Origin of the sequence: Schaalia dentiphila ATCC 17982, assembly GCF_000154225.1 — a bacterium.
GTDB lineage: Bacteria > Actinomycetota > Actinomycetes > Actinomycetales > Actinomycetaceae > Pauljensenia > Pauljensenia dentiphila.
Genome location: NZ_DS264586.1, coordinates 837,909 through 856,289, shown reverse-complemented (window position 1 = coordinate 856,289; position 18,381 = coordinate 837,909). Strand labels below are relative to the sequence as shown.

Sequence of the window (18,381 nt, the reverse complement as noted above, 5' to 3'; positions counted from 1 at the left end):
GTGAGCCAGGTCGGCGGCGCGGTCCAGCGGATCGAGAAGCGCACCGAGGAACGGGTCCAGAAGGCTGTCGAGCAGGTCGCCGGGGAGGCTTCGGCCACGATGATCGCGAGCCTCGACGCCTCGAACGCGCGGGCGGAGCGGATCATCGCCGCGACGGCGAAGCTGGAGGCGCGACAGCTCTGGTCCGCCGCCGCCGCGATGTGCCTCGTTCTCCTGCCGGTGGCCGTGGTCGTCGCCGGTCTCTGGATGGGCATCGCCGGGCTCATCACGGGTGTTCAGTGAGCGCTGGACGTGGACGGGAGCGTGTGGCTCGGCATCGGCCGGTGGCTCGTGGTCGGCGCTGGCCTCGCCGGGGCCGGCTACGGGCTCTTCGCGTCCGTCCGCTGGGTTGCGGGTCTCGTGGAGACCTGGAAGGGCCGCGGGATGCCGAAGTGGCCCCGCTGGCGCAAGAGGTGATCACGCCTCACGAGGGCAAGCGCGCGCAGCGCGTGCGGCAGCCGCGACAACTGGACATTAGGTCAGCGGCTGCTGTATAGTTCAGTGCATGCTGACCATTGCTTCGCGTCTTGACGTCATGAACCGGCTCGGCCGGGCCATGGCCGACCCGACGCGCTCCCGCATCCTGATGTCCCTGCTCGACAGCCCGAGCCACCCCGCGGTGCTCTCGCGCGAGCTGGGGCTGACCCGCTCGAACGTGTCCAACCACCTGACCTGCCTGCGCGACTGCGGGATCGTGGTCGCCGAGCCCGAGGGCCGCCAGACTCGCTACGAGATCGCCGACCCGCACCTGGCCGCGGCGCTGACGGCACTGGTCGATGTGACCCTCGCCGTGGACGAGAGCGCGCCGTGCATCGACCCGGCCTGCTCGGTTCCGAGCTGCTGCGCCGCGAGCAGTTCGGGGGACGCCTCGTGAGCGCCGCCTGCGGCTGCGACGAGCCGACGACCAGCCCCGCGGACGAGGCAGAGGAGGCAGAGCGCCCGTGGTGGCGTGATCCCGGCCTGGTCGTGCCGATCCTCTCCGGCGTCGCGTTCGGCACCGGCCTGGCGCTGGAGTGGTCGGGGCTGCACATCGCGGCGCTGGTCGCGTTCTGGGCGGGCCTGCTGCTGGGCGCGTACACGTTCGTGCCCGGTGCGATCCGGAATCTCGTTGTGAAGCGCAAGCTCGGTATCGCGCTGCTGATGACGATCAGCGCCGTAGGCGCGGTGATCCTCGGCTACGTCGAGGAGGCGGCCGCGCTGGCGTTCCTCTACTCGATCGCCGAGGCCCTGGAGGACAAGGCGATGGACCGCGCCCGCGGCGGGCTGCGCGCGCTGCTGAAGCTCGTGCCGGAGACCGCGACCGTGCTGCGCGACGGGACCTCCACCTCGGTCCCGGCCAGGGAGATCGCCGTCGGCGACGTGCTGCTGGTCCGCCCTGGCGAGCGGGTCGCGACCGATGGGCTGGTCCGCTCGGGCCGGTCAAGCCTGGACACTTCGGCGATCACCGGTGAATCAATCCCGGTCGAGGTCGCGCCCGGAGAAGCGGTGTCGGCGGGCGCGATCAACAGCGCCGGCGTGCTGGAGGTCGAGGCGACCGCCGCGGGCACCGACAACTCGCTGACCACGATCGTGGAACTGGTAGAGCAGGCCCAGGCCGAGAAGGGCGACCGAGCCCGGATCGCTGACCGGATCGCCCGCCCGCTGGTGCCCGGCGTGATGGTCCTCGCCGTCCTCGTCGGCGTGCTCGGGTCCCTGCTCGGCGACCCGGAGACCTGGATCACCCGCGCCCTGGTCGTCCTCGTCGCGGCCAGCCCCTGCGCGCTGGCGATCGCGGTGCCCGTCACCGTGGTCTCCGCGATCGGCGCGGCGACCAAGTTCGGCGTCGTCATCAAGAGCGGGGCCGCCTTCGAGCGCCTCGGCGGCATCCGGCACCTGGCCGTGGACAAGACCGGCACTCTGACCCGCAACCGGCCCGAGGTAACCGCCATCGTCGCCGCCCATGGGTTCGACGATGCGCAGGTGCTTGCTTGGGCTGCCGCCGTGGAGCAGCACTCGACGCACCCACTCGCCGCCGCCATCGCCGCCGCGGGCCGGGGAACCCCCGCCGCGCAGGACGTGGCCGAGGAGGCCGGGCACGGCATCGGTGGCCTGGTCGACGGCCGCAGGGTGGCGGTGGGCAGTCCGCGCTGGATCGACGCCGGTCCGCTCAAGGCCCGGGTCGAGGACCTGGAGGCCGAGGGGCAGACCTGCGTGCTCGTCACCGTCGACGGCTTCCTGGCCGGGGCGATCGGCGTCCGCGACGAGCTGCGCCCCGAGGTCCCCGAGGTCGTGCGGACCCTACGCGACCAGGGTGTCGAGGTGAGCATGCTCACCGGCGACAACTCCCGCACCGCTGCTGCGCTGGCGAAGCTGGCCGGGATCGGCGACGTGCACGCCGAGCTGCGTCCCGAGGATAAGGCTCGCATCGTCGCCAGGTTCTCGGAGACGTCGCCGACCGCGATGATCGGCGACGGCATCAACGACGCGCCCGCCCTGGCCGGGGCGACCGTGGGCATCGCGATGGGCGCGACCGGCTCCGACGCCGCGATCGAGTCCGCCGACGTCGCCTTCACCGGCCACGACCTCGGCCTCATCCCTCAGGCTCTGCGCCACGCCCGCCGCGGCGGCAGGATCATCAACCAGAACATCGTGCTGTCCTTGGCGATCATCACTGTGCTGCTGCCGCTGGCGATCACCGGCGTGCTCGGCCTGGCAGCGGTCGTCCTCGTGCACGAGGTCGCCGAAGTCGTCGTCATCGCCAACGGACTGCGGGCTGCGCGTGCCCGCAAGCAATAGGTATTCCGTCCAACGCCATAACTCAGACATGCGCTAGCGCATGTCGATGACACCCGTGCCCACCTCGATGGCCTTCGCGCGCGAGGCGATGGCGGAGAGGAGCGGCATGGGCGCGGCCGCCTGCGCGGCGAAGTGGTGGACGCGGAAGAAGGCGCCGTTGACGCCAAGCTCATCTGCGGCGACGGACAGGTCGATCGCCTGATGAAGGGACTGGGCCGCGGTGATGCCGTGGCGGCCACCGTTCGAGTAGTGGCCGAAGCTTAGGAATCCGAAGTATTTCATGGGTTCAGCCTATGGGGCTGCGATTGAATCTTCAACTATATGGGGTGTGGGATGCGAGATATGCGGGCTGCCAGTGTCCGGCAGCGGGCACCGAGCTGACATGAAGGACCTTTCACGCGCACGCGGACCCGATACGCGCACATGGGCCCTCCAATCCGCACGTTAACCCGATGGGTGGCGGCCTAAACCCGGCATGTGGCCACCTGGGCCCGTTCACGCGCACGTTAACCCACCTGGTGGTGGATCGGCCGGGCCGCCACCAAACGGGGGAAATGGCGTCATTAGAGGTACGACACGCCGGCGACACGCCGCCAACCAGCTTCTAATGCTGCAAAACCCCCACCGCAGCCAGCCTCGTGCGCCACGTCGCCTACAAGACCTGGGCGCAGGGCCGATTGGCGCGAAAAAACTCGCCCAGCACGGCCCCTTCAGCAGCATTTCCGCGAAAAAGTTCGCCCAGCAAGCGTAGAAACGCCAATTTTGGGGTGTTTTGAGCGTGCAGGGCGAACTTTTTTCGCGCTCACGCCCACCACCAGACCAAGCAGGGCGAACTTCTTCGCGCACGAGGCACGACAAGATGGCGACGTTGAAACCGACAACACCACTGCGCGCCCCTGAACAGCAACCATTGAAACCACCATCACCTCTGCACCCGAAAACTGCACCAAGAACACCCATTTCTCACCCGCAAAGGCGACGACGGTTTCAGTCGAGGCTCGGCCGGCACCCGCAAAGGCAATGACGGTTTCAGACAACCGGCCCACCTGGTCAACAGGGCCAGGCGGCGCCACCCATGGGTGGCGGTGGGATCCGATCGGCACATATTCGTATGCAATTCCCCCACGTACACTTCATGCTTTGAAACGTAATCGTTGAAATTCCGGGCTTTTCACTAAGTGACGAACTGCAGGTGTCAGGGAATTGCATGCGAAACTGAGGATAGGGAACGCTTCGAGGCGCGGGACCCGGCCGGGGGACCAGTGGGCGGCCAATGTTGCAAACGTCGTCAAACCAACGCGATTCCAATCACCCCGCGAGAACCCCTGTTACAAACATCGTCAATCTAAGCCCAAAACCGCCATTTTCAGCGAAAAAGCCCTCGGATTGACGACGTTCGTAACAACGGGGCAGAAAGCCACACGAAAAACACCTTGGATTGACGACGTTTGTAACAACACGCACCCGAGCACCCCAAAAACTCAACACGCGAGACCCCCATGACGCCCCCAGGAAGCGGCGGGCCAGGCTGCGGTGCCCGTGGGCGGTGGCGGGGCCTGGCCGGGCTTCGAGGCGACGCGCCGAGCCGAAGGCTCGCAGCGCGGACGGCGAGCGGGCAGGTCGCCGCCCACGGGCACACAAAGCAGCCCGGCCCCACGCGGTGCCCGGAACACCCGTGGGACCACAAGCAAGGCTTATAGGTCAAAACGTGTTGGTTTCGGTTTAGTAGGTTTCGTGCCAGGTTCTGCTGTGGTGGAAGTCGGTCCAGTTAACTGCGGTTCCCCACCTGTCGATCTTGGCTTGTGCTTGGGCGCGGTGGCTGGCCTTGTCGAATTGGTCAATGATCTGTTGGTCGGTGATCGCGGTTTTAAGGATGTGTGCTGGGGTGGCAGGGAACTCGGTGTGCAGGTAGCACCACCACAACATGGTCTTGACCTGGTGATTAAGACTCATGCCACGGTGGGCTCGTAGCACGCAGCGTAGTTGGGTATTAATCCCGCCCTCGATCAGGTTCGACGTCCTGGCAATGGGGTCACCTTTAAGGTCAAGGGCGGGATCGAGGTAGGTAAACAGCGTGCCTTGTTTGACCAGCGTGTTGAGGGAGTTCTTGTCCTGGATCAGCCGGGCATGGGTGGCAACCCAACGTCCGTCTGGTAGCCGGGTGCGCTGGGCTAGGAATTCCTTGTAGGTGGTGTTCCAGGTGGCGAGTTTGCTCATCCATGCCACTGCCTGGTCAAAGGTAGTGACCTCGAGCAAGGCCTGAGCAAGACTGTAGAGATCAACACCTGCCTGAGTGCGTGGCCGGGTGGTGGTCTTACGCTTGACCGCGCTATAGGCGTGAAAGACACAGCGTTGGATCCGGGTGGTAGGCCAGGTGGTCTTCACCGCGCTGGCGATGCCTTGCCCACCATCGCACACGACAACATCTGGGGTCGCGATCCTAGACATCAGTGCTTGCCAGGCGCGGGTGGTCTCACCCTTGGCCACGTACCAGCCAAGCACATGGGTCTTGGTGCAGGCAATAAGAACCACCAGCTTGTGGGACAGGTAGATTCCGTCAACAAAGATCACATGGTTAACCTCGTCAACCAATGGAGAAACTGGCCATAGATGCCAAAATGGTTCGTTACGCCGTCGTATGGTGCGTCCCTTGGGCCCGTAATCGGCCAGGGTGTATTTGCCGGTGACGAAGTCTAAAAACGCACTGAAATGCCGGGCACGGCTATCGTTACGCCGAGACTGGCTTGCCCTACACGCAAGACAGCGGAACCTTGGCCTACCTGCTCGAGTTGAGCCCCATTTTTGCGTCGTGCCACCACAGATTTTGCATCGAGGATTTCCCATCCCCCCAAATCCAAGCCGATTCAAACCCCGACCTTACCGCGGAATATCAATCAAAAACCGGGATAAAACCAACACGACCTGGCCAACCAAGAACTCAAGTCACAACGAGTCCAACCCCCACCTTTCGGCTTTGTAGCAACGAAAGACAGCCCAAAAACCAACACGTTTTGTCCTATAACCCAAACAAAAACCGCAGATCCTCAAAGGATCTGCGGTTTCATCGTGCGCGAGGGGGGAGTTGAACCCCCACTCCATCACTGGAACACGGACCTGAACCGTGCGCGTCTGCCTATTCCGCCACTCGCGCGTACCCAGAAAGAATAGGGGCACCACACCCCCCGCGTCAAATCAGCGCCGTATGACCCAGGGCACAAGCCCCTGTACAACCTAGATTAAACCGCGCTATTTCGCCGAAAGATGCGACCTGCATACTACGGCATCAACCTGCACGCAACGATGCCAGCGATACCCAACAGGCTCGCAGCGATCACAGCAGCATCCACCCATCCGAGTCGAACGCGCGCCCCACGAGTCGCACCATCCTGAGCCTCAATGGACCCACGCATAGACATCGCGCGCCCGGTTTCGGCCGCGCCGCGGGAGGTGGCCGACAGGATCGCAGTAATGACGTCGACGCTCAAGCGAGCGGAACCGCGCAGCGACAGCGCCGCCATGTCCTGTCCGAGGCGCAGCTTGGCGGTATCGAGCACCGCCTGCGCCTGATCTCGCAGCATCGGCAGGCCTCGCAGGGCGGAGGCCATGACGAGCGACCACTGATCGACCGGCGCCCCCAGCAGCCGCAAGGGCCGCAGGAAGAAACGCAGAGCGTCCGCGAGCGAGGCGGTCGGCGTCACCCAAGCGATGAGCCCAGATCCCCACAGGACGACGAGCGCCAGGGTGGAGACACGCAGGAAGAGCTCGAGGCCATCCCCCAGCCAAGCACCGAGACAGCCGCCGATAAAACCGGAGACGAACCACATGGGCGGACGCGGGGCGACGCTGAGGGGGAGACGGACGACTAGCGAGGCAACGAGGAGGAGGCCTCCCACGATCGCGAGCGTCGACCAGCGCGGCGACAGGATCACGCACGTGGTGAGCACGGTCCAGCAGGCGATAAGGGTGCCGGGCCAGGCGCGCGACAGTGGCGTCGGCCAGGGCAGTGGCCGAGGCAGGGGGAAGCCCGCGCTTCGCCGGGGCTTCGGGCGCGGGGGTACTTCGCCGAGGCCGGGAGGGGTCCTCGAGAATCGACCCTCGCTGGCGCCGCCGCCGGGGCCGGTCGCCCCGCAGGCGGAGTGGGGTTCCATCATGAGAGCACCCCCTCGGCAAGGCGTCCGTGGGTGTCGCACAGGGAGTCCATGCCTTCGAGGTCGTGGGAGATGACGAGGATGGACAGGCCGGCGCGCCGGCGCTCGTCCAGGACGGAGATGAGCAGGTCGCGCGAGGCCGCGTCGAGACCGGCCATGGGCTCGTCGAGGATGAGGACGCTCGGGTGGGAAGCAAGCAGCCCGGCGAGGGCGACGCGGCGCATCTGCCCGCCGGAGAGGTCGTCGATGCCGCGCGTCGCCAGGGCCGGGTCAAGGCCGACCAGTTCCATGGCCTCAGCGACGATGCGGTCGCCTTCCTCGCGGCTGATGGCACCCTTGCGATGCACAGATCCGGTGCCGATGCGCGGCCCATGACCGGCGGCGGCGAGGATGTCGGAGCGCACGGAGGGGCGCTGAAGCTGGAGGCGCGCGAACTGCATGGAGAGCGCAACATCGCCGACGCAGCGCTCCATGGGACGCCCGCCGAGGGTAACGCGACCCCAGGTGGGGACGAGCAGGCCGGTGAGGACGCGTGAGAGCGTCGTCTTACCCGAACCATTGTCCCCGGTGATGAGCATGGCCTGGCCGGGGTCGAGGATGAGGCTGACGTCGCGCAGGACCGGCTTCTCCCAGGGGGTGCCGAGGTCGTAGGTGTGGGCGACACGGTCGGCCCACAGGTGGGCGGCCTTAATGAGGGTGGGCGCGCCCGCCACAGAAGACACAGTCGGCGCATCGGGGGCGGGGGAAACTGGAGGATCCCCGGCCCCGTCGATGCGAAGCCCGTCCGCGGCGGCGCTCCCCTCCCCCGCGCGGCGGTCGGAGAGGATGCGCCCACCGTCGATCGTGACGACGCGGTCGGCGCGCGCGCTTTCGGCGGGGTCGTGGGTGATGTGGACGACGGCGATGCCGCGCGCGGGCAGGGAGGCGAGGAGGTCAAGCATCTCGGCGCGGCCCGCGCGGTCGATCATGGCGGTGGATTCATCGGAGATGAGCAGGCGCGGGGAGCGCGCGAGGGCACCCGCGAGCGCGAGGCGCTGAAGCTGCCCGCCGGACAGAGAGCGCGGGTCCGCATCGGCGAGGCCCGCGAGGCCGACGCGCTCGAGCAGCTCATCGAGGTCGAGGCCGGCGATATGCTCGGCGTTCATGCCCCAGGTGACATCTTCGGAGACACTCTGTCCGAGAACAAGGAGTTCAGAGCGCTGTCCCACGAGTGCGGTCCCACCGACAGCCCCAAGGACGCCGCCACCCTCGCGCGTCCCAGAACCGGGTTCAGCACCCGCGAGGAGGAGGGCCAGGGTGGACTTGCCCGAGCCGTTATGCCCGACGATGACCGTGAATTCAGGCCGCTCGAGGCTCAGCGTGACGCCGCGCAGGGCGGGGTGGTCGGCGCCCGGGTAGGTGAAGTCGACGTCGGTGAGGGTGAGGGGCAGGGGGGACGAGGCCTCGGCCCCTTCACGCGGGTCCGCCGAGCTGGCGGCTGCGTCCAGGAGCGGGTCCCAGCCCGCATCGAGGGAGATGCGGCTGAGGATAGCGCCGAGGAGCCACCGGGCCGCGAGGACCAGGAAGCCCACACCGATGAAGCGGGTGATGGGGATCCAGATCCACCACCAGTCGACGAACCACTGGCCGAGCAGATGGCCGGCATCGACAACGGCACCCGAATAGGGGATACGGCCAACGAGTATGAGGAAGCCATTGAGTGTTTTCTGGATGCTTTCAAGGCCGAGGGTGCGCAGGTCGGACAGGATCCAAAAGGCGATGCCGGTACCGATGCCCCACACGACGCCGAGGCCGGCGGCGACCCCGGAGACGGGGAGCCAGGAGGCGCGCTTCTTGTGGAGGAATCCGATGATGAGGCCGACGAGGGCTGCCTGGAAGGAGCGGCCTGCCGTGGCGACGCCACCGACGGCGATGGCCAGGAGGATCGTCGAGGCGAAGGCCGCGAACGCGGCTCGGGGCCGCAGTTTAAGGGAGACCATGGCGAGAGGGACGGCCGTCGCGACCTGAAAGAACAGCTGAAAGACGGGGGTGACCGCGGCGATGAGGCCGAAGGTGACGGCCAGGCCCGAGAGCGCGCCAGCGGTCGCCACCTCAACGGGGGTGAGGCGGCGGGCATCGCGCGCGGATGAGCTCATGTGTCTAGTCTCCCAGGCCCCGCCCACATCTGCGACCGCCGGGCCGGACACCCCTCGCGTTGCTTGACTAGTCTGAACATACCGCGTGCGCTTCGACCTCTCACGCCCCATTCAGCTCCCCGAAGGGGATGTGGACACTCGGGGTAACGCGAGCCGCCCCATCCACGTTGCGGCGCTGGTCATCGAAGAAAATGTGCGGCTGTAGCACCTCGAGAATCGGGCCCTTGTCGATGCCTCCCAGGAAGAACGCATCATTGACGCTCAAGCCCCACCCTCGGATCGAGTTGATCGCCCGCTCGTGGGCGGGGGCGCTGCGGGCAGTGACGACCGCGACGCGCACCCGACGCTTGTAGCCCTCCGGATCATCGGCTCTTCTGACGTCCTCTAGCCCTTGAATCCGGTTGATCTTCTGCAGGAAATCTGCCATTGGGCCGCGCGAGAGCGGCACCTTGGCCAGGGCACTCTCGCTTTCCTGATACCTTGCCAGACCGCCGCTTTGATACACGCGCTCGGCCGAATCGTCGGCCAGCACTCCGTCGAAGTCGAAGGCGATGCGCAGGTCGGTGCCCCCATCGTCGGCCACCGCGCGCCCCACAACGCGTCCGGCAGCGAACCCCAAGGAGATAGCCTCACGTACGTCGTTTTCGTTGGCCGAGAGGAACAGGGACATGTGCAGCGGCCCCATAAACTGGTACGGTGCTCGCCCCTGCATGAAGATAGCGCGCGTGATGTCCAGCCCGTGATGCTTGACCGATCGCATGACCCGCAGCCCCGTCTCGGGGTCGTTGCGCGACAGGATGACCACCTCGACCAGGCGCTCGTCCTCGGAGAGGTCGTTGAGGTCTAGGAGGCGCCGGATGAAGGGGAAGGCAACCCCCGGTTCTAGGATCTCATCGAGGTTCTCGCGCTGATACGCGCGGTACTTCTCCTCGCCCTCGTTGCGGAATACGGCGTCCGACTCCGACAGGTCGAAGAGGGCGCTGGAGGCAACACCAATAACGAGGGCGCGCTCCAGATCAAGACTGCCGGGCATCGCATCTCTCCTTCCGCTCACAGATACTCCTTCCCTTGAGAGACAGGGTATAGCTGGCCGTGCACACCTGCGGCTCTGGGGAAAGGGGCGCGCGCGGGGTCTACGCGTCCTCGTCGTCGAGAGGAAGAGCGGCGGGCACGGGGGTGTCGAGGTCGCGGATGCGGGGGATGGCATACATAGCGGCACCGAGTACGCAGAAGAAGACGCCGGAGGCGGTGAAGAGCACGGGGCCTCCCATCTTCTCGGCGAAGGCACCGCCCAGGACCATACCGACGGGCATCGCGAGCCCGAGCATCAGCTGGAAGAACCCGAGCGCGCGACCAACCTTATCCTCCCCGACATGCCTCTGGATGAGGGTCATCAGGGGGGCGTGGAACCACGCCAGGAAGATACAGCCGAATCCCATGAGGGCGACGAAGGCCCAGAAGCCGCCGCGCGGGAGCAGGCCGACGGCGGCGAAGGGGAGGCCGACGACGACGGTCGTGGCGCTGATGAGCAGCGCGAGGCGTTTGCCCCCGCCCCACGCCATCATGAAGACCGCGCCGACCAGCATGCACGTCCCGGTGATCGCCTCGGCGACGGACACCATTGCCCCGTCGGCTCCGAAGTATTGCTGCGCCATGAGCGGGTAGACCACCGCGAGCGCTTCAAACACCATCATGCCGGCCGTGAGGGCGACGATGAGGTAGACGAGACCAACGTTGACACTGAGCGCGCGCCAGCCCTCGCGAATCTGCCCCATGATGGTTGGGGGCATCTCAGCCTCGACGGAGGGAATCGTCGCAAGCGCCAGGCCGGCGACCGCCAGGAGCGCTCCGACGAACTCCAGACCCAGGGTGTAGGGAAGCCCGAAGGCGGTGTACAGGGCGATGCCTATGGCGGGGGAACCGATGTTGGCGATGGACCCCACGGCCTGGTCGAAGGTGTTGACTCGCATGAGGTGCTTCTCGGGGACCAGCATCGGCATGGCCGCACTCATCGCGGGGAAGTGGAAGGCCTGGAAGCAGCTGCGCAGAGCAGCAAAGAGGCATATGAGTGCGAAGCTCCCGTGTCCCAGCCAGGCCAGCGCCCCCAGCGCGAGCGACATTCCACCCGCACCCAGGTCCGAGATAATCATGACGGTGCGGCGGTTATAGCGGTCAGCGGCGACCCCGCCCAGCGGTGCCAGAAGGCCGAGGGGCAGCTGAGAGAGGGCCATGACGATGGCGAGCTTGAGGGCAGATCCTTCGGTTGTGGTGACGTGCCAGACGATCGCCCATCCCGACGCGCCGCTGGTGATGATGGAAAACGCCTGACCGCTCCAGATCATCGCGACCACTCGCCACCAGTTCGACGTGAGGGTGCGTCCGGAGGCGCTAACCAGCGCGGATGAGGAGGTGTCTCGAGTCATTTCCACGAGGGTAGCCGGGCATTTGTAGCCAGTCAACAGACGACGTGAGCCGACCGTCGTGCCGACGGGATATAACACCGTGTCATAATGCCACACTCACCCTTGTGAGGAACACCTAATTTTGTGTAGCATATCCCTCGCAATCCCTAAACACGAGAGGACGCAATGAAAACACGCCTCGCCACCCTGACCGCTATCCTGGCCACCGCCACCCTTGCCCTCACCGCCTGCGCAGGCGGCTCCGGCTCCGCCACCAGCCAATCGGGGGCGACCACCCAGGAGGCCCCGGCCGCCTCGACACGCACCATCACCGACCACGCGGGCAACGAAGTCACCCTGCCCGAGAAGGTCACTCGCGTCGCCATCGACCAGATCCCGATCGAATCCACCTACCTGGCCTACTTCGACGGCAAGGCCCCCTACCTGGTGGGCATGAGCGCCGCCCGCGTCAAGGCCATGAGCCAGACGATCGCCGCCGAGATGGCGCCCGAAATGATGCAGGTGGACACCAGCTACTACGACAAGGGTGAACTCAACGCCGAGGCCCTCCTGAACCTGAACGTCGACGTCGTCTTCTACAACGCCTTCAACAAGGAACACGGCGAAATGTTCCGCAAGGCCGGCATCCCGGCCGTCGGCTTCACGACGCTGGGCAACCCCTCGGAGACCTACGCGGAGTGGATGGAGCTCCTCGAGGACGTCTTCAACGAGGACGGCCACATGGCCGACAAGATCGCGCTCGGCAAGGACCTGGTCGCCGACGCCCGAGCCCGCACCGCGAAGGTTCCTGCCGACCAGAAGGTCTCGACGATGGTGCTCATGGGCGCTGCCGACGGCCAGCTCGCGGTCGCGGGCGGCAAGGACGGCTGGTTCACCAACGAGTGGGCCGACTCGCTGAACTACACGAACGTCACGCGCGACACCGACACCTCGCACACGCCCGTCACCTTTGAGCAGGTCCTCACGTGGGATCCCCAGGTCCTCCTCGTCACCGGCAAGGGCATGTCGAACATGACGGCGAACACTGTCCTGACGAACTCGGTCGAGGGCGTGGACCTGTCTACCCTTAGCTCCGTGAAGTCCGGCCGCGTCTACTCCACCGGCCTGGGCATGTGGAACTGGTTCACCCCCAACCCGGATTCCCCGATCGTGGCGAACTGGATCGGCGCCTCCCTGTACCCGGAGCAGTTCTCCGACGTTGACCTCGTGTCGATGACGAAGGACTACTACCAGAAGATGTACAACTTCACGCTCACGGACGAGCAGGCTCAGCGCATCATCAACCCGGACTCCGCGTCCTGATACCCGGCCCCGGCCTCGTCTCCCCTATCGACGAGGCCGGGGTCCCTTATGCGCTTTACTCCCGGCGCGCGTCGGGGAGAGGACATCATGAAGTCTGTGCTGACCAGGAACGGGCGGCTGCGTGTGTGGGTGGTCCCCACGCTGATCGCCCTCATCGTCGTGTGCGCGGCGGCAGCCATGCTCATCGGCCGTTTTTCCGTGTCCCTGGAGGACGTGGTCGCGGCGGTGCGCGCGCGGTTCTGGGGTGGCCCGGCGGTGCCCCCGCGCGTCAACTCGGTCGTGTTTGACCTGCGAGCGCCGCGCATCATCGTGGCGATCCTGATCGGCGGGGGCCTGTCGGTTGCCGGCGCCTCGTTCCAGTCGCTCTTCTCCAACCCCCTGGCCACACCGGACACCCTGGGCGTCGCGGCGGGCACGTGCGTCGGCGCGGTCATCGCCCTGTTGCTGGACTGGAACCTGATCGGAGTGCAGGCCGCGGCGCTCGTCGCGGGACTGGCGACGATGGCATTCACGACGGCGATTTCACGCACTCGCACGGGCGCCTTCAACGTCATCACGCTCGTGCTCGGCGGCGTCATCGTCTCCGCCCTGGCGAACGCTGTCCTCTCGCTCCTCAAGCTGACGGCCGACCCGACGAGCCAGCTTCCCGAGATCACCTACTGGCTGATGGGCTCGCTCGCCGCGGTCACCTACCACCAGATCGCGCTGGGCGCCCCCTTCATCATCGCGGGCGTCATCGTCATCGTGGCGCTGCGCTGGCAGCTCAACATCCTCTCCCTCTCAGAGGACGAGGCCCGCTCCGCCGGCGTCAACGTCTCCCTCATGCGCGCGATCCTCATCGTCGCGTCGACAGTCATCACGGCCTCGGTCATTTCGATGTGCGGCCAGGTCGGCTGGGTCGGCCTGCTCGTACCGCACTGCGCGCGCATGCTGTGCGGACAGAACAACCGCGCGGTGATCCCCGTGTCGCTGCTACTCGGGTCGGCGCTCATGATCGTCATCGACACGCTCGCGCGTTCCCTGTCGGCCTCGGAGATCCCCATTTCGATCCTGACGGCCATCATCGGTGCCCCCTTCTTTATCGTGCTGCTGCGCCGAACGGGAGGAGCGCGATGATCAGCATCGAAAACGCGACCTTCACCTATCCGGGCGCACCCTCCCCAATCCTGACGAACGTGTCCTTCGAGGTGCCCGAGCGCTCGCTCCTGGCCATCCTGGGTCCGAACGGCGCCGGCAAGACGACGCTGCTGCGCACCATGATCGGCCTGCAGAAGTGGGACAGCGGGCGCACACTCATCGACGGCACCCCCATTTCGTCGATGTCGACCCGCGCGCTGGGCCGCGTCCTGTCCTACGTGCCGCAGGCCCGCAACGCATCGAACGTGGCGCTCACCGGCCTCGAGATGGTGACGGTCGGGCGCGCCCCGCACATGCGCACCCTCACACAGCCCGGAGCGCGCGAGGAACGCATGGCCCGCGACGTCCTCGACGAGGTGGGTGCCTCCCACCTGGCCGAGATGCCCTGCGCGACCATGTCGGGCGGCCAGTTTCAGATGATCCTCATCGCCCGCGCCCTCGTCGCCGACCCGCGCGTCCTCGTACTTGACGAGCCGGAGACCGGCCTCGATTTCCGCAACCAGCTGATCGTCCTGGGGCTCCTCGAGCGCCTTGTGAGGGACCGAGGCCTCGCCGTCATCATGAACACGCACTACCCGGCACACGCCCTGCGCGTCGCGGACCAGGTCGCGCTCTTCTCCTCCACTCACGAGGCCGTGGTCGGCCCGGCATCCTCCGTCATGAATGCGGACACCCTCGCGCGCGTCTTTGGCGTGGACGTGGCGATCGGGAGCGTCGCCTTCGAGGGAGAGGACGTGCAGGCGATCGTCCCAGTTCGACTGAGTGGAGATAAGTAGCGCCGTCACGCGGAAAACTACTTCGTCACGATTGTGCAGGTCAGCCACATTTTCGCCGCGAGTGCGGTACCGTATGACTGTGATTCCGCACGCCCAGTCCGGGGGCATCGATGCCGGGCAGGGGCAACGGGACCATGTCGACTCCGCAGACGGGGCCGAACGGTGCCCCAGCGTTGGGGCGAACACGAAGGAGGGCCCATGGCTACCGGGACCATCAAGTGGTTCAACGACGCCAAAGGCTTCGGATTCATCACTCCTGATGACGAATCCGGCGACGTCTTCGTGCACTATTCAAACATCATCGGCCAATCTGGGCGCCGTACTCTTCTAGAGGGCGAGAAGGTCGAATATGAGGCGATTGAAGGACCAAAGGGCCTCCAAGCTATGAATGTGGCACGAGCCGAGTGACACTGTGTGCCCGGGTGGAGTCCCCACTCGGGCACACTTGCACGAAGTAACATGTTCTCCACTGATCTTCATGCATGTCTTTTTCGTTGATAAAACAATGCTTTAATAGCTTTTTGCAATGGCTGTGCCATGCCTTACAAGGGCTTGTGCGGTATAGACCGAGCGGTGGAATCCGCGTAGAATTGGTGCTGCACCAATGGGGGCGACCACGAGTCAGCCCCCTTTTTTGATGCCGTCGCCCACCCGGGCGGCACGGACCAACAGGTTCACAAACACGCTGGCGTGCGGGGCGCGCTTCGTGCTTCCGCGCGGAGACACTCATAAGGAGAACCCCATGAACCAGATCGTCAAGGCTGAAACCGCCCCCACCATGTCCCAGGCCACCGCCTCGGCTTCCGTTCTCATCGCCCTGATCGTTGTCCTCGCGGGCCTCGGCGTGTTCGCTGCCCTTCAGGTTGCTTCCGTCGCGTCGGTCGTCTTCGCGATCGTCATCGCTCTGACCGCCCTGATCGTTTCCCCCGCTCTTCTCTCGATCGCTCACACTCGCGCCTGAGCCTATGCGGGGCGCGTGAACGACACGCGCCCCACCCCCGCCAGCGTGACACCGCAGAGGTGTCACGCTTTTTCGTTGCTTTCTTAGCTTCTTTGCGTCTTGGCTTCTTTGTTTCTCTTATCCCTGTAGCGCCGTTTCCCGTGCTCCCATCCTTGCGGCACCACCCCCTGCTCTCGGCTTCAGCAGCTCACATCCCCCGGGATTGGCCAAAACACAGACAGGTCCCTCGACGGGGGGAATTGCGCCATGCAAGGGTGCGACACGCCGGCGACACGCCGACACAGCGCTTCTAATGGCGCAAAACCCCCACACCACCCCCGGCGTCGGTCACCACGGCGTTTAACAGTGAGGCTCTGACACCTAGGGCTACGGAAGGACCGAAGGTAACGTCCTGAGCACAGCGCGCACGCTGAACGGATCAACAGGAGGCGCCACGGTCTGATGTCCAGCTGGGCAGCGCAGCAACACCCATCGTCCCTTTACCCGAGATTTGCATTTTGTGCTCTCCCCCACTAAAGTCCATCTGTTAAGCACGACATCAAGGAGGATGCCATGAGCGATTTTCAAATGGACACGGAAAGAGTGCGCTCCGCAGCGGACACGGTACACCAGCTCTCAGCCAACATGTCCGAGTTCAAACTCAAGAAGGCAAGCCCTTTCGCCGTCGACACTGGCGACGCTGCCGTCGGCACCGCACTTATCTATTTCACCGGCATGTACAACGCACACATAGATGCGGCGCAACGTTGGCTGGACAAGACCTCGGGAGCGCTGCACGACACGGCGCAGGCGACCGAGGACATGGACGACGAAATCGCCGAGACCTTCAAGTCCATTTTCTCCAAGCTCTAGAAACGAGTCTGCCATGCATTCACCATTCGCTGTACTCTTCCCTCAGCCTCCTGGCGATCTCGGATCTATCTGGTCGTGCCAGAACGAACTACGCAACCAATCACGCGATGTCCGATCGCTCCGGAACGACATCTCCCAATTAGCCTCCACCCTGACAGCTTGGAAGGGGGAAGCAAAGAGGGCTTTCATACGGAGCAAGAACGATGAGCTGACCGAACTCGCCAACTGGGAGGACGGAACCCTCCAAGCGGCAGATGCGTTGAAGAGTTACTACTTCAAGCTCGAAGAAGCGAAGCAGAAGGTCGATTCCATCCGTGGGCAGGCAGACGACCTGTGGGATGAATTTTGGGCACTCCCCTTCCTCGATCGCATCGCTCACCGGGAAGATTACGAGGCGAAATTAAGGGAGCTGAAGGCTAGTTACGACGACGCTACAGCTACTCTCTCAGACGAAGCCCTCAATACCGCTGCCTCTTTAAGAGAAGCCCTCTACTTCACTCCCAAGGATCGCAACCACATCGACATTGATGGCGATGGAAAACTGGACGATGTTGACCTTGGGGACACGCGCATGATGTCGCAGCAGGAGCTCGAGGACATCCACAAGCGCCTGCAGGATCCGTCGAAGCCACTGTTTAACATTGAGCAGGGACACATCGGCGACTGCCACCTACTGTCCACCCTGAACGCCTATAACCAGACCGAGGAGGGCCGCAAATACCTGGCGAGCCTGGTTACTCCGCACTACAACGCGCAAGGAAAGATCGACGGATACTTCGTGGATTTCCCGGGATACGAGCGAAACGAAAAGCGCGTGTTCGTCCAGGATGTCATGGCGTATGGCGACACAGCTGGGAAATCGCCCCAGGCAGATCTCGCTTCGATCTTCGAGAAAGCCTTCATTCAGTCCCACCCTGGGGGAACGAAAGGCAGGCTCACCCACGGAGGAGCGTCGGCGAGCTTATCCACAATCACTATGCAGAACATCTCCGGCACTCCGGGAAACATCATCCCAAACATTGGTCTCAATCATGGAGACCTCAGATATAGGACCATTGATGCAATCAAGTGGGGACATCCCATTGTCGCCGAGTCCAGCCCATTCGCCGGAGACGCGAATGTCACCGCCGACGGTAGTCAAGAGAATATTACGATCGCTTCCAGCCACGTCTACACGGTGGCCGCGGCAGACGAGAACGGCGTCACCCTCATCAACCCGTGGGGACACAACGATCGCAGCGGTAACACTGGCAAGAGCACGGGAGCAACCTTCACGATGAGCTGGGAGCAGTTCTACGCCAATTTCGGCGATATCACGATTGGGACAATCCCATGAGCATCAGACCCGCACGCGTCCGCGCCGTCGTCGTGGCCATCCTCGTCCTGGCGTTCGTCATCCCCTGGACCTACGCACACATCGCCTACGCCTGGCCCTGGAAAGAACAATCCACAGGTGAGGCCTGCACCGGCCGATACTACCTCACCCCATACGACAAGCAACGATCCATGAAACTGGGAACCATCTCCGACGGACGCCTCGTCTACATCGGTATTTCCGGAAAAGTCTCCATGGGACGCCAGATCGGCTCCTTCGGCCTATCGGCACGCGACGACAACGACCACTTCGACTTCCTCGGGGGTGCTGAGGATTTACACCTCGGCGACACTACCACCATCGAGGGGGTCGGCACCTTCACCCTCAAGGAAGCACACTCCGACATCGTCTGGTTCACCCCCAACCCAGGAAAAGCAACATTCTGCTTTGACCCAGATCCCACATTCACGTTCCGTGACTTCCCATAACAAACTCACGGACGACAACCACCATCACCA

18 protein-coding genes, 1 tRNA gene and 1 pseudogene are annotated in these 18,381 nt (G+C 64.7%); 12 read left to right on the top strand and 8 right to left on the bottom strand.

Annotated features, from left to right (window positions below):
- The 4 genes from ACTODO_RS10975 (at nt 1) to ACTODO_RS03570 (ending at nt 2,814) form a co-directional block, all read left to right on the top strand.
- On the top strand, nt 1-282 hold the full coding sequence (locus tag ACTODO_RS10975) for a hypothetical protein (protein ID WP_003791508.1): 282 nt from the start codon (nt 1-3) through the stop codon (nt 280-282).
- Nucleotides 283-291: 9 nt separating this feature from the next.
- Nucleotides 292-456 carry a hypothetical protein gene (locus ACTODO_RS10970; RefSeq protein WP_003791507.1) on the top strand — a complete coding sequence of 55 codons (165 nt, stop codon included), beginning with the start codon at nt 292-294 and terminating at the stop codon, nt 454-456.
- An 88-nt stretch (nt 457-544) separates the two neighbouring features.
- Nucleotides 545-913, top strand: a complete 369-nt coding sequence (gene cmtR, locus ACTODO_RS03575; protein WP_003791506.1) for a Cd(II)/Pb(II)-sensing metalloregulatory transcriptional regulator CmtR — start codon at nt 545-547, stop codon at nt 911-913.
- Nucleotides 910-2,814 (top strand): heavy metal translocating P-type ATPase, encoded by a 1,905-nt coding sequence (locus ACTODO_RS03570; protein ID WP_003791503.1) that lies wholly within the window; start codon nt 910-912, stop codon nt 2,812-2,814. Before cmtR ends, ACTODO_RS03570 begins: the two co-directional genes overlap by 4 nt.
- A gap of 36 nt (nt 2,815-2,850) precedes the next feature.
- Here the strand turns inward: ACTODO_RS03570 and ACTODO_RS03565 are convergent.
- From ACTODO_RS03565 to ACTODO_RS03535, 8 genes and pseudogenes are all read right to left on the bottom strand, one after another.
- Nucleotides 2,851-3,096: pseudogene (locus ACTODO_RS03565) on the bottom strand (LLM class flavin-dependent oxidoreductase); the annotation flags it as partial.
- Between the two features lie 428 nt (nt 3,097-3,524).
- Complete coding sequence (locus ACTODO_RS10850; RefSeq protein ID WP_165478142.1) at nt 3,525-3,851, bottom strand: hypothetical protein; 327 nt, start codon at nt 3,849-3,851, stop codon at nt 3,525-3,527.
- A 685-nt stretch (nt 3,852-4,536) separates the two neighbouring features.
- A complete protein-coding gene (locus ACTODO_RS03560) occupies nt 4,537-5,658 on the bottom strand; it encodes an IS256-like element ISAod1 family transposase (RefSeq protein WP_034511965.1) in 1,122 nt (373 codons plus the stop codon).
- A 223-nt stretch (nt 5,659-5,881) separates the two neighbouring features.
- Nucleotides 5,882-5,965: transfer RNA gene (locus ACTODO_RS03555), tRNA-Leu, on the bottom strand.
- A gap of 124 nt (nt 5,966-6,089) precedes the next feature.
- Nucleotides 6,090-6,965, bottom strand: a complete 876-nt coding sequence (locus ACTODO_RS03550) for an energy-coupling factor transporter transmembrane component T family protein (protein WP_208853681.1) — start codon at nt 6,963-6,965, stop codon at nt 6,090-6,092.
- Nucleotides 6,962-9,097 (bottom strand): ABC transporter ATP-binding protein, encoded by a 2,136-nt coding sequence (locus tag ACTODO_RS03545; RefSeq protein WP_003791495.1) that lies wholly within the window; start codon nt 9,095-9,097, stop codon nt 6,962-6,964. Before ACTODO_RS03545 ends, ACTODO_RS03550 begins: the two co-directional genes overlap by 4 nt.
- A gap of 100 nt (nt 9,098-9,197) precedes the next feature.
- Nucleotides 9,198-10,130 (bottom strand): 5'-nucleotidase, encoded by a 933-nt coding sequence (locus tag ACTODO_RS03540; protein ID WP_003791493.1) that lies wholly within the window; start codon nt 10,128-10,130, stop codon nt 9,198-9,200.
- A 100-nt stretch (nt 10,131-10,230) separates the two neighbouring features.
- Nucleotides 10,231-11,520 (bottom strand): MFS transporter, encoded by a 1,290-nt coding sequence (locus ACTODO_RS03535; RefSeq protein WP_244262507.1) that lies wholly within the window; start codon nt 11,518-11,520, stop codon nt 10,231-10,233.
- 165 nt (nt 11,521-11,685) lie between these two features.
- On the opposite strand from ACTODO_RS03535, the gene ACTODO_RS03530 reads away from it, so the two are divergent.
- The 8 genes from ACTODO_RS03530 to ACTODO_RS03495 all read left to right on the top strand — a co-directional run bounded on the left by ACTODO_RS03530 (nt 11,686) and on the right by ACTODO_RS03495 (nt 18,351).
- Nucleotides 11,686-12,822 (top strand): ABC transporter substrate-binding protein, encoded by a 1,137-nt coding sequence (locus ACTODO_RS03530; RefSeq protein ID WP_003791489.1) that lies wholly within the window; start codon nt 11,686-11,688, stop codon nt 12,820-12,822.
- Between the two features lie 87 nt (nt 12,823-12,909).
- Nucleotides 12,910-13,938 (top strand): FecCD family ABC transporter permease, encoded by a 1,029-nt coding sequence (locus tag ACTODO_RS03525; protein WP_034511961.1) that lies wholly within the window; start codon nt 12,910-12,912, stop codon nt 13,936-13,938.
- Nucleotides 13,935-14,735, top strand: a complete 801-nt coding sequence (locus ACTODO_RS03520) for an ABC transporter ATP-binding protein (protein WP_003791485.1) — start codon at nt 13,935-13,937, stop codon at nt 14,733-14,735. Before ACTODO_RS03525 ends, ACTODO_RS03520 begins: the two co-directional genes overlap by 4 nt.
- 198 nt (nt 14,736-14,933) lie before the next feature.
- On the top strand, nt 14,934-15,143 hold the full coding sequence (locus tag ACTODO_RS03515) for a cold-shock protein (RefSeq protein ID WP_003791482.1): 210 nt from the start codon (nt 14,934-14,936) through the stop codon (nt 15,141-15,143).
- A gap of 334 nt (nt 15,144-15,477) precedes the next feature.
- A complete protein-coding gene (locus ACTODO_RS03510; RefSeq protein WP_034511958.1) occupies nt 15,478-15,696 on the top strand; it encodes a hypothetical protein in 219 nt (72 codons plus the stop codon).
- 552 nt (nt 15,697-16,248) lie between these two features.
- Complete coding sequence (locus ACTODO_RS03505; RefSeq protein ID WP_003791472.1) at nt 16,249-16,548, top strand: DUF6317 family protein; 300 nt, start codon at nt 16,249-16,251, stop codon at nt 16,546-16,548.
- Nucleotides 16,549-16,561: 13 nt separating this feature from the next.
- Nucleotides 16,562-17,884, top strand: a complete 1,323-nt coding sequence (locus ACTODO_RS03500) for a hypothetical protein (protein WP_003791470.1) — start codon at nt 16,562-16,564, stop codon at nt 17,882-17,884.
- Complete coding sequence (locus ACTODO_RS03495; protein WP_003791468.1) at nt 17,881-18,351, top strand: hypothetical protein; 471 nt, start codon at nt 17,881-17,883, stop codon at nt 18,349-18,351. Before ACTODO_RS03500 ends, ACTODO_RS03495 begins: the two co-directional genes overlap by 4 nt.
- Nucleotides 18,352-18,381: the final 30 nt, after the last annotated feature.

Excerpts from the sequence above, each read along its gene's own strand:
- cmtR (WP_003791506.1), top strand. The coding sequence starts at position 545 with ATGCTGACCATTGCTTCGCGTCTTGACGTCATGAACCGGCTCGGCCGG.
- ACTODO_RS03560 (WP_034511965.1), bottom strand. The coding sequence starts at position 5,658 with ATGGGAAATCCTCGATGCAAAATCTGTGGTGGCACGACGCAAAAATGG.
- ACTODO_RS03550 (WP_208853681.1), bottom strand. The coding sequence starts at position 6,965 with ATGATGGAACCCCACTCCGCCTGCGGGGCGACCGGCCCCGGCGGCGGC.
- ACTODO_RS03545 (WP_003791495.1), bottom strand. The coding sequence starts at position 9,097 with ATGAGCTCATCCGCGCGCGATGCCCGCCGCCTCACCCCCGTTGAGGTG.
- ACTODO_RS03540 (WP_003791493.1), bottom strand. The coding sequence starts at position 10,130 with ATGCCCGGCAGTCTTGATCTGGAGCGCGCCCTCGTTATTGGTGTTGCC.
- ACTODO_RS03535 (WP_244262507.1), bottom strand. The coding sequence starts at position 11,520 with ATGACTCGAGACACCTCCTCATCCGCGCTGGTTAGCGCCTCCGGACGC.
- ACTODO_RS03530 (WP_003791489.1), top strand. The coding sequence starts at position 11,686 with ATGAAAACACGCCTCGCCACCCTGACCGCTATCCTGGCCACCGCCACC.
- ACTODO_RS03525 (WP_034511961.1), top strand. The coding sequence starts at position 12,910 with ATGAAGTCTGTGCTGACCAGGAACGGGCGGCTGCGTGTGTGGGTGGTC.
- ACTODO_RS03520 (WP_003791485.1), top strand. The coding sequence starts at position 13,935 with ATGATCAGCATCGAAAACGCGACCTTCACCTATCCGGGCGCACCCTCC.
- ACTODO_RS03515 (WP_003791482.1), top strand. The coding sequence starts at position 14,934 with ATGGCTACCGGGACCATCAAGTGGTTCAACGACGCCAAAGGCTTCGGA.
- ACTODO_RS03510 (WP_034511958.1), top strand. The coding sequence starts at position 15,478 with ATGAACCAGATCGTCAAGGCTGAAACCGCCCCCACCATGTCCCAGGCC.
- ACTODO_RS03505 (WP_003791472.1), top strand. The coding sequence starts at position 16,249 with ATGAGCGATTTTCAAATGGACACGGAAAGAGTGCGCTCCGCAGCGGAC.
- ACTODO_RS03500 (WP_003791470.1), top strand. The coding sequence starts at position 16,562 with ATGCATTCACCATTCGCTGTACTCTTCCCTCAGCCTCCTGGCGATCTC.
- ACTODO_RS03495 (WP_003791468.1), top strand. The coding sequence starts at position 17,881 with ATGAGCATCAGACCCGCACGCGTCCGCGCCGTCGTCGTGGCCATCCTC.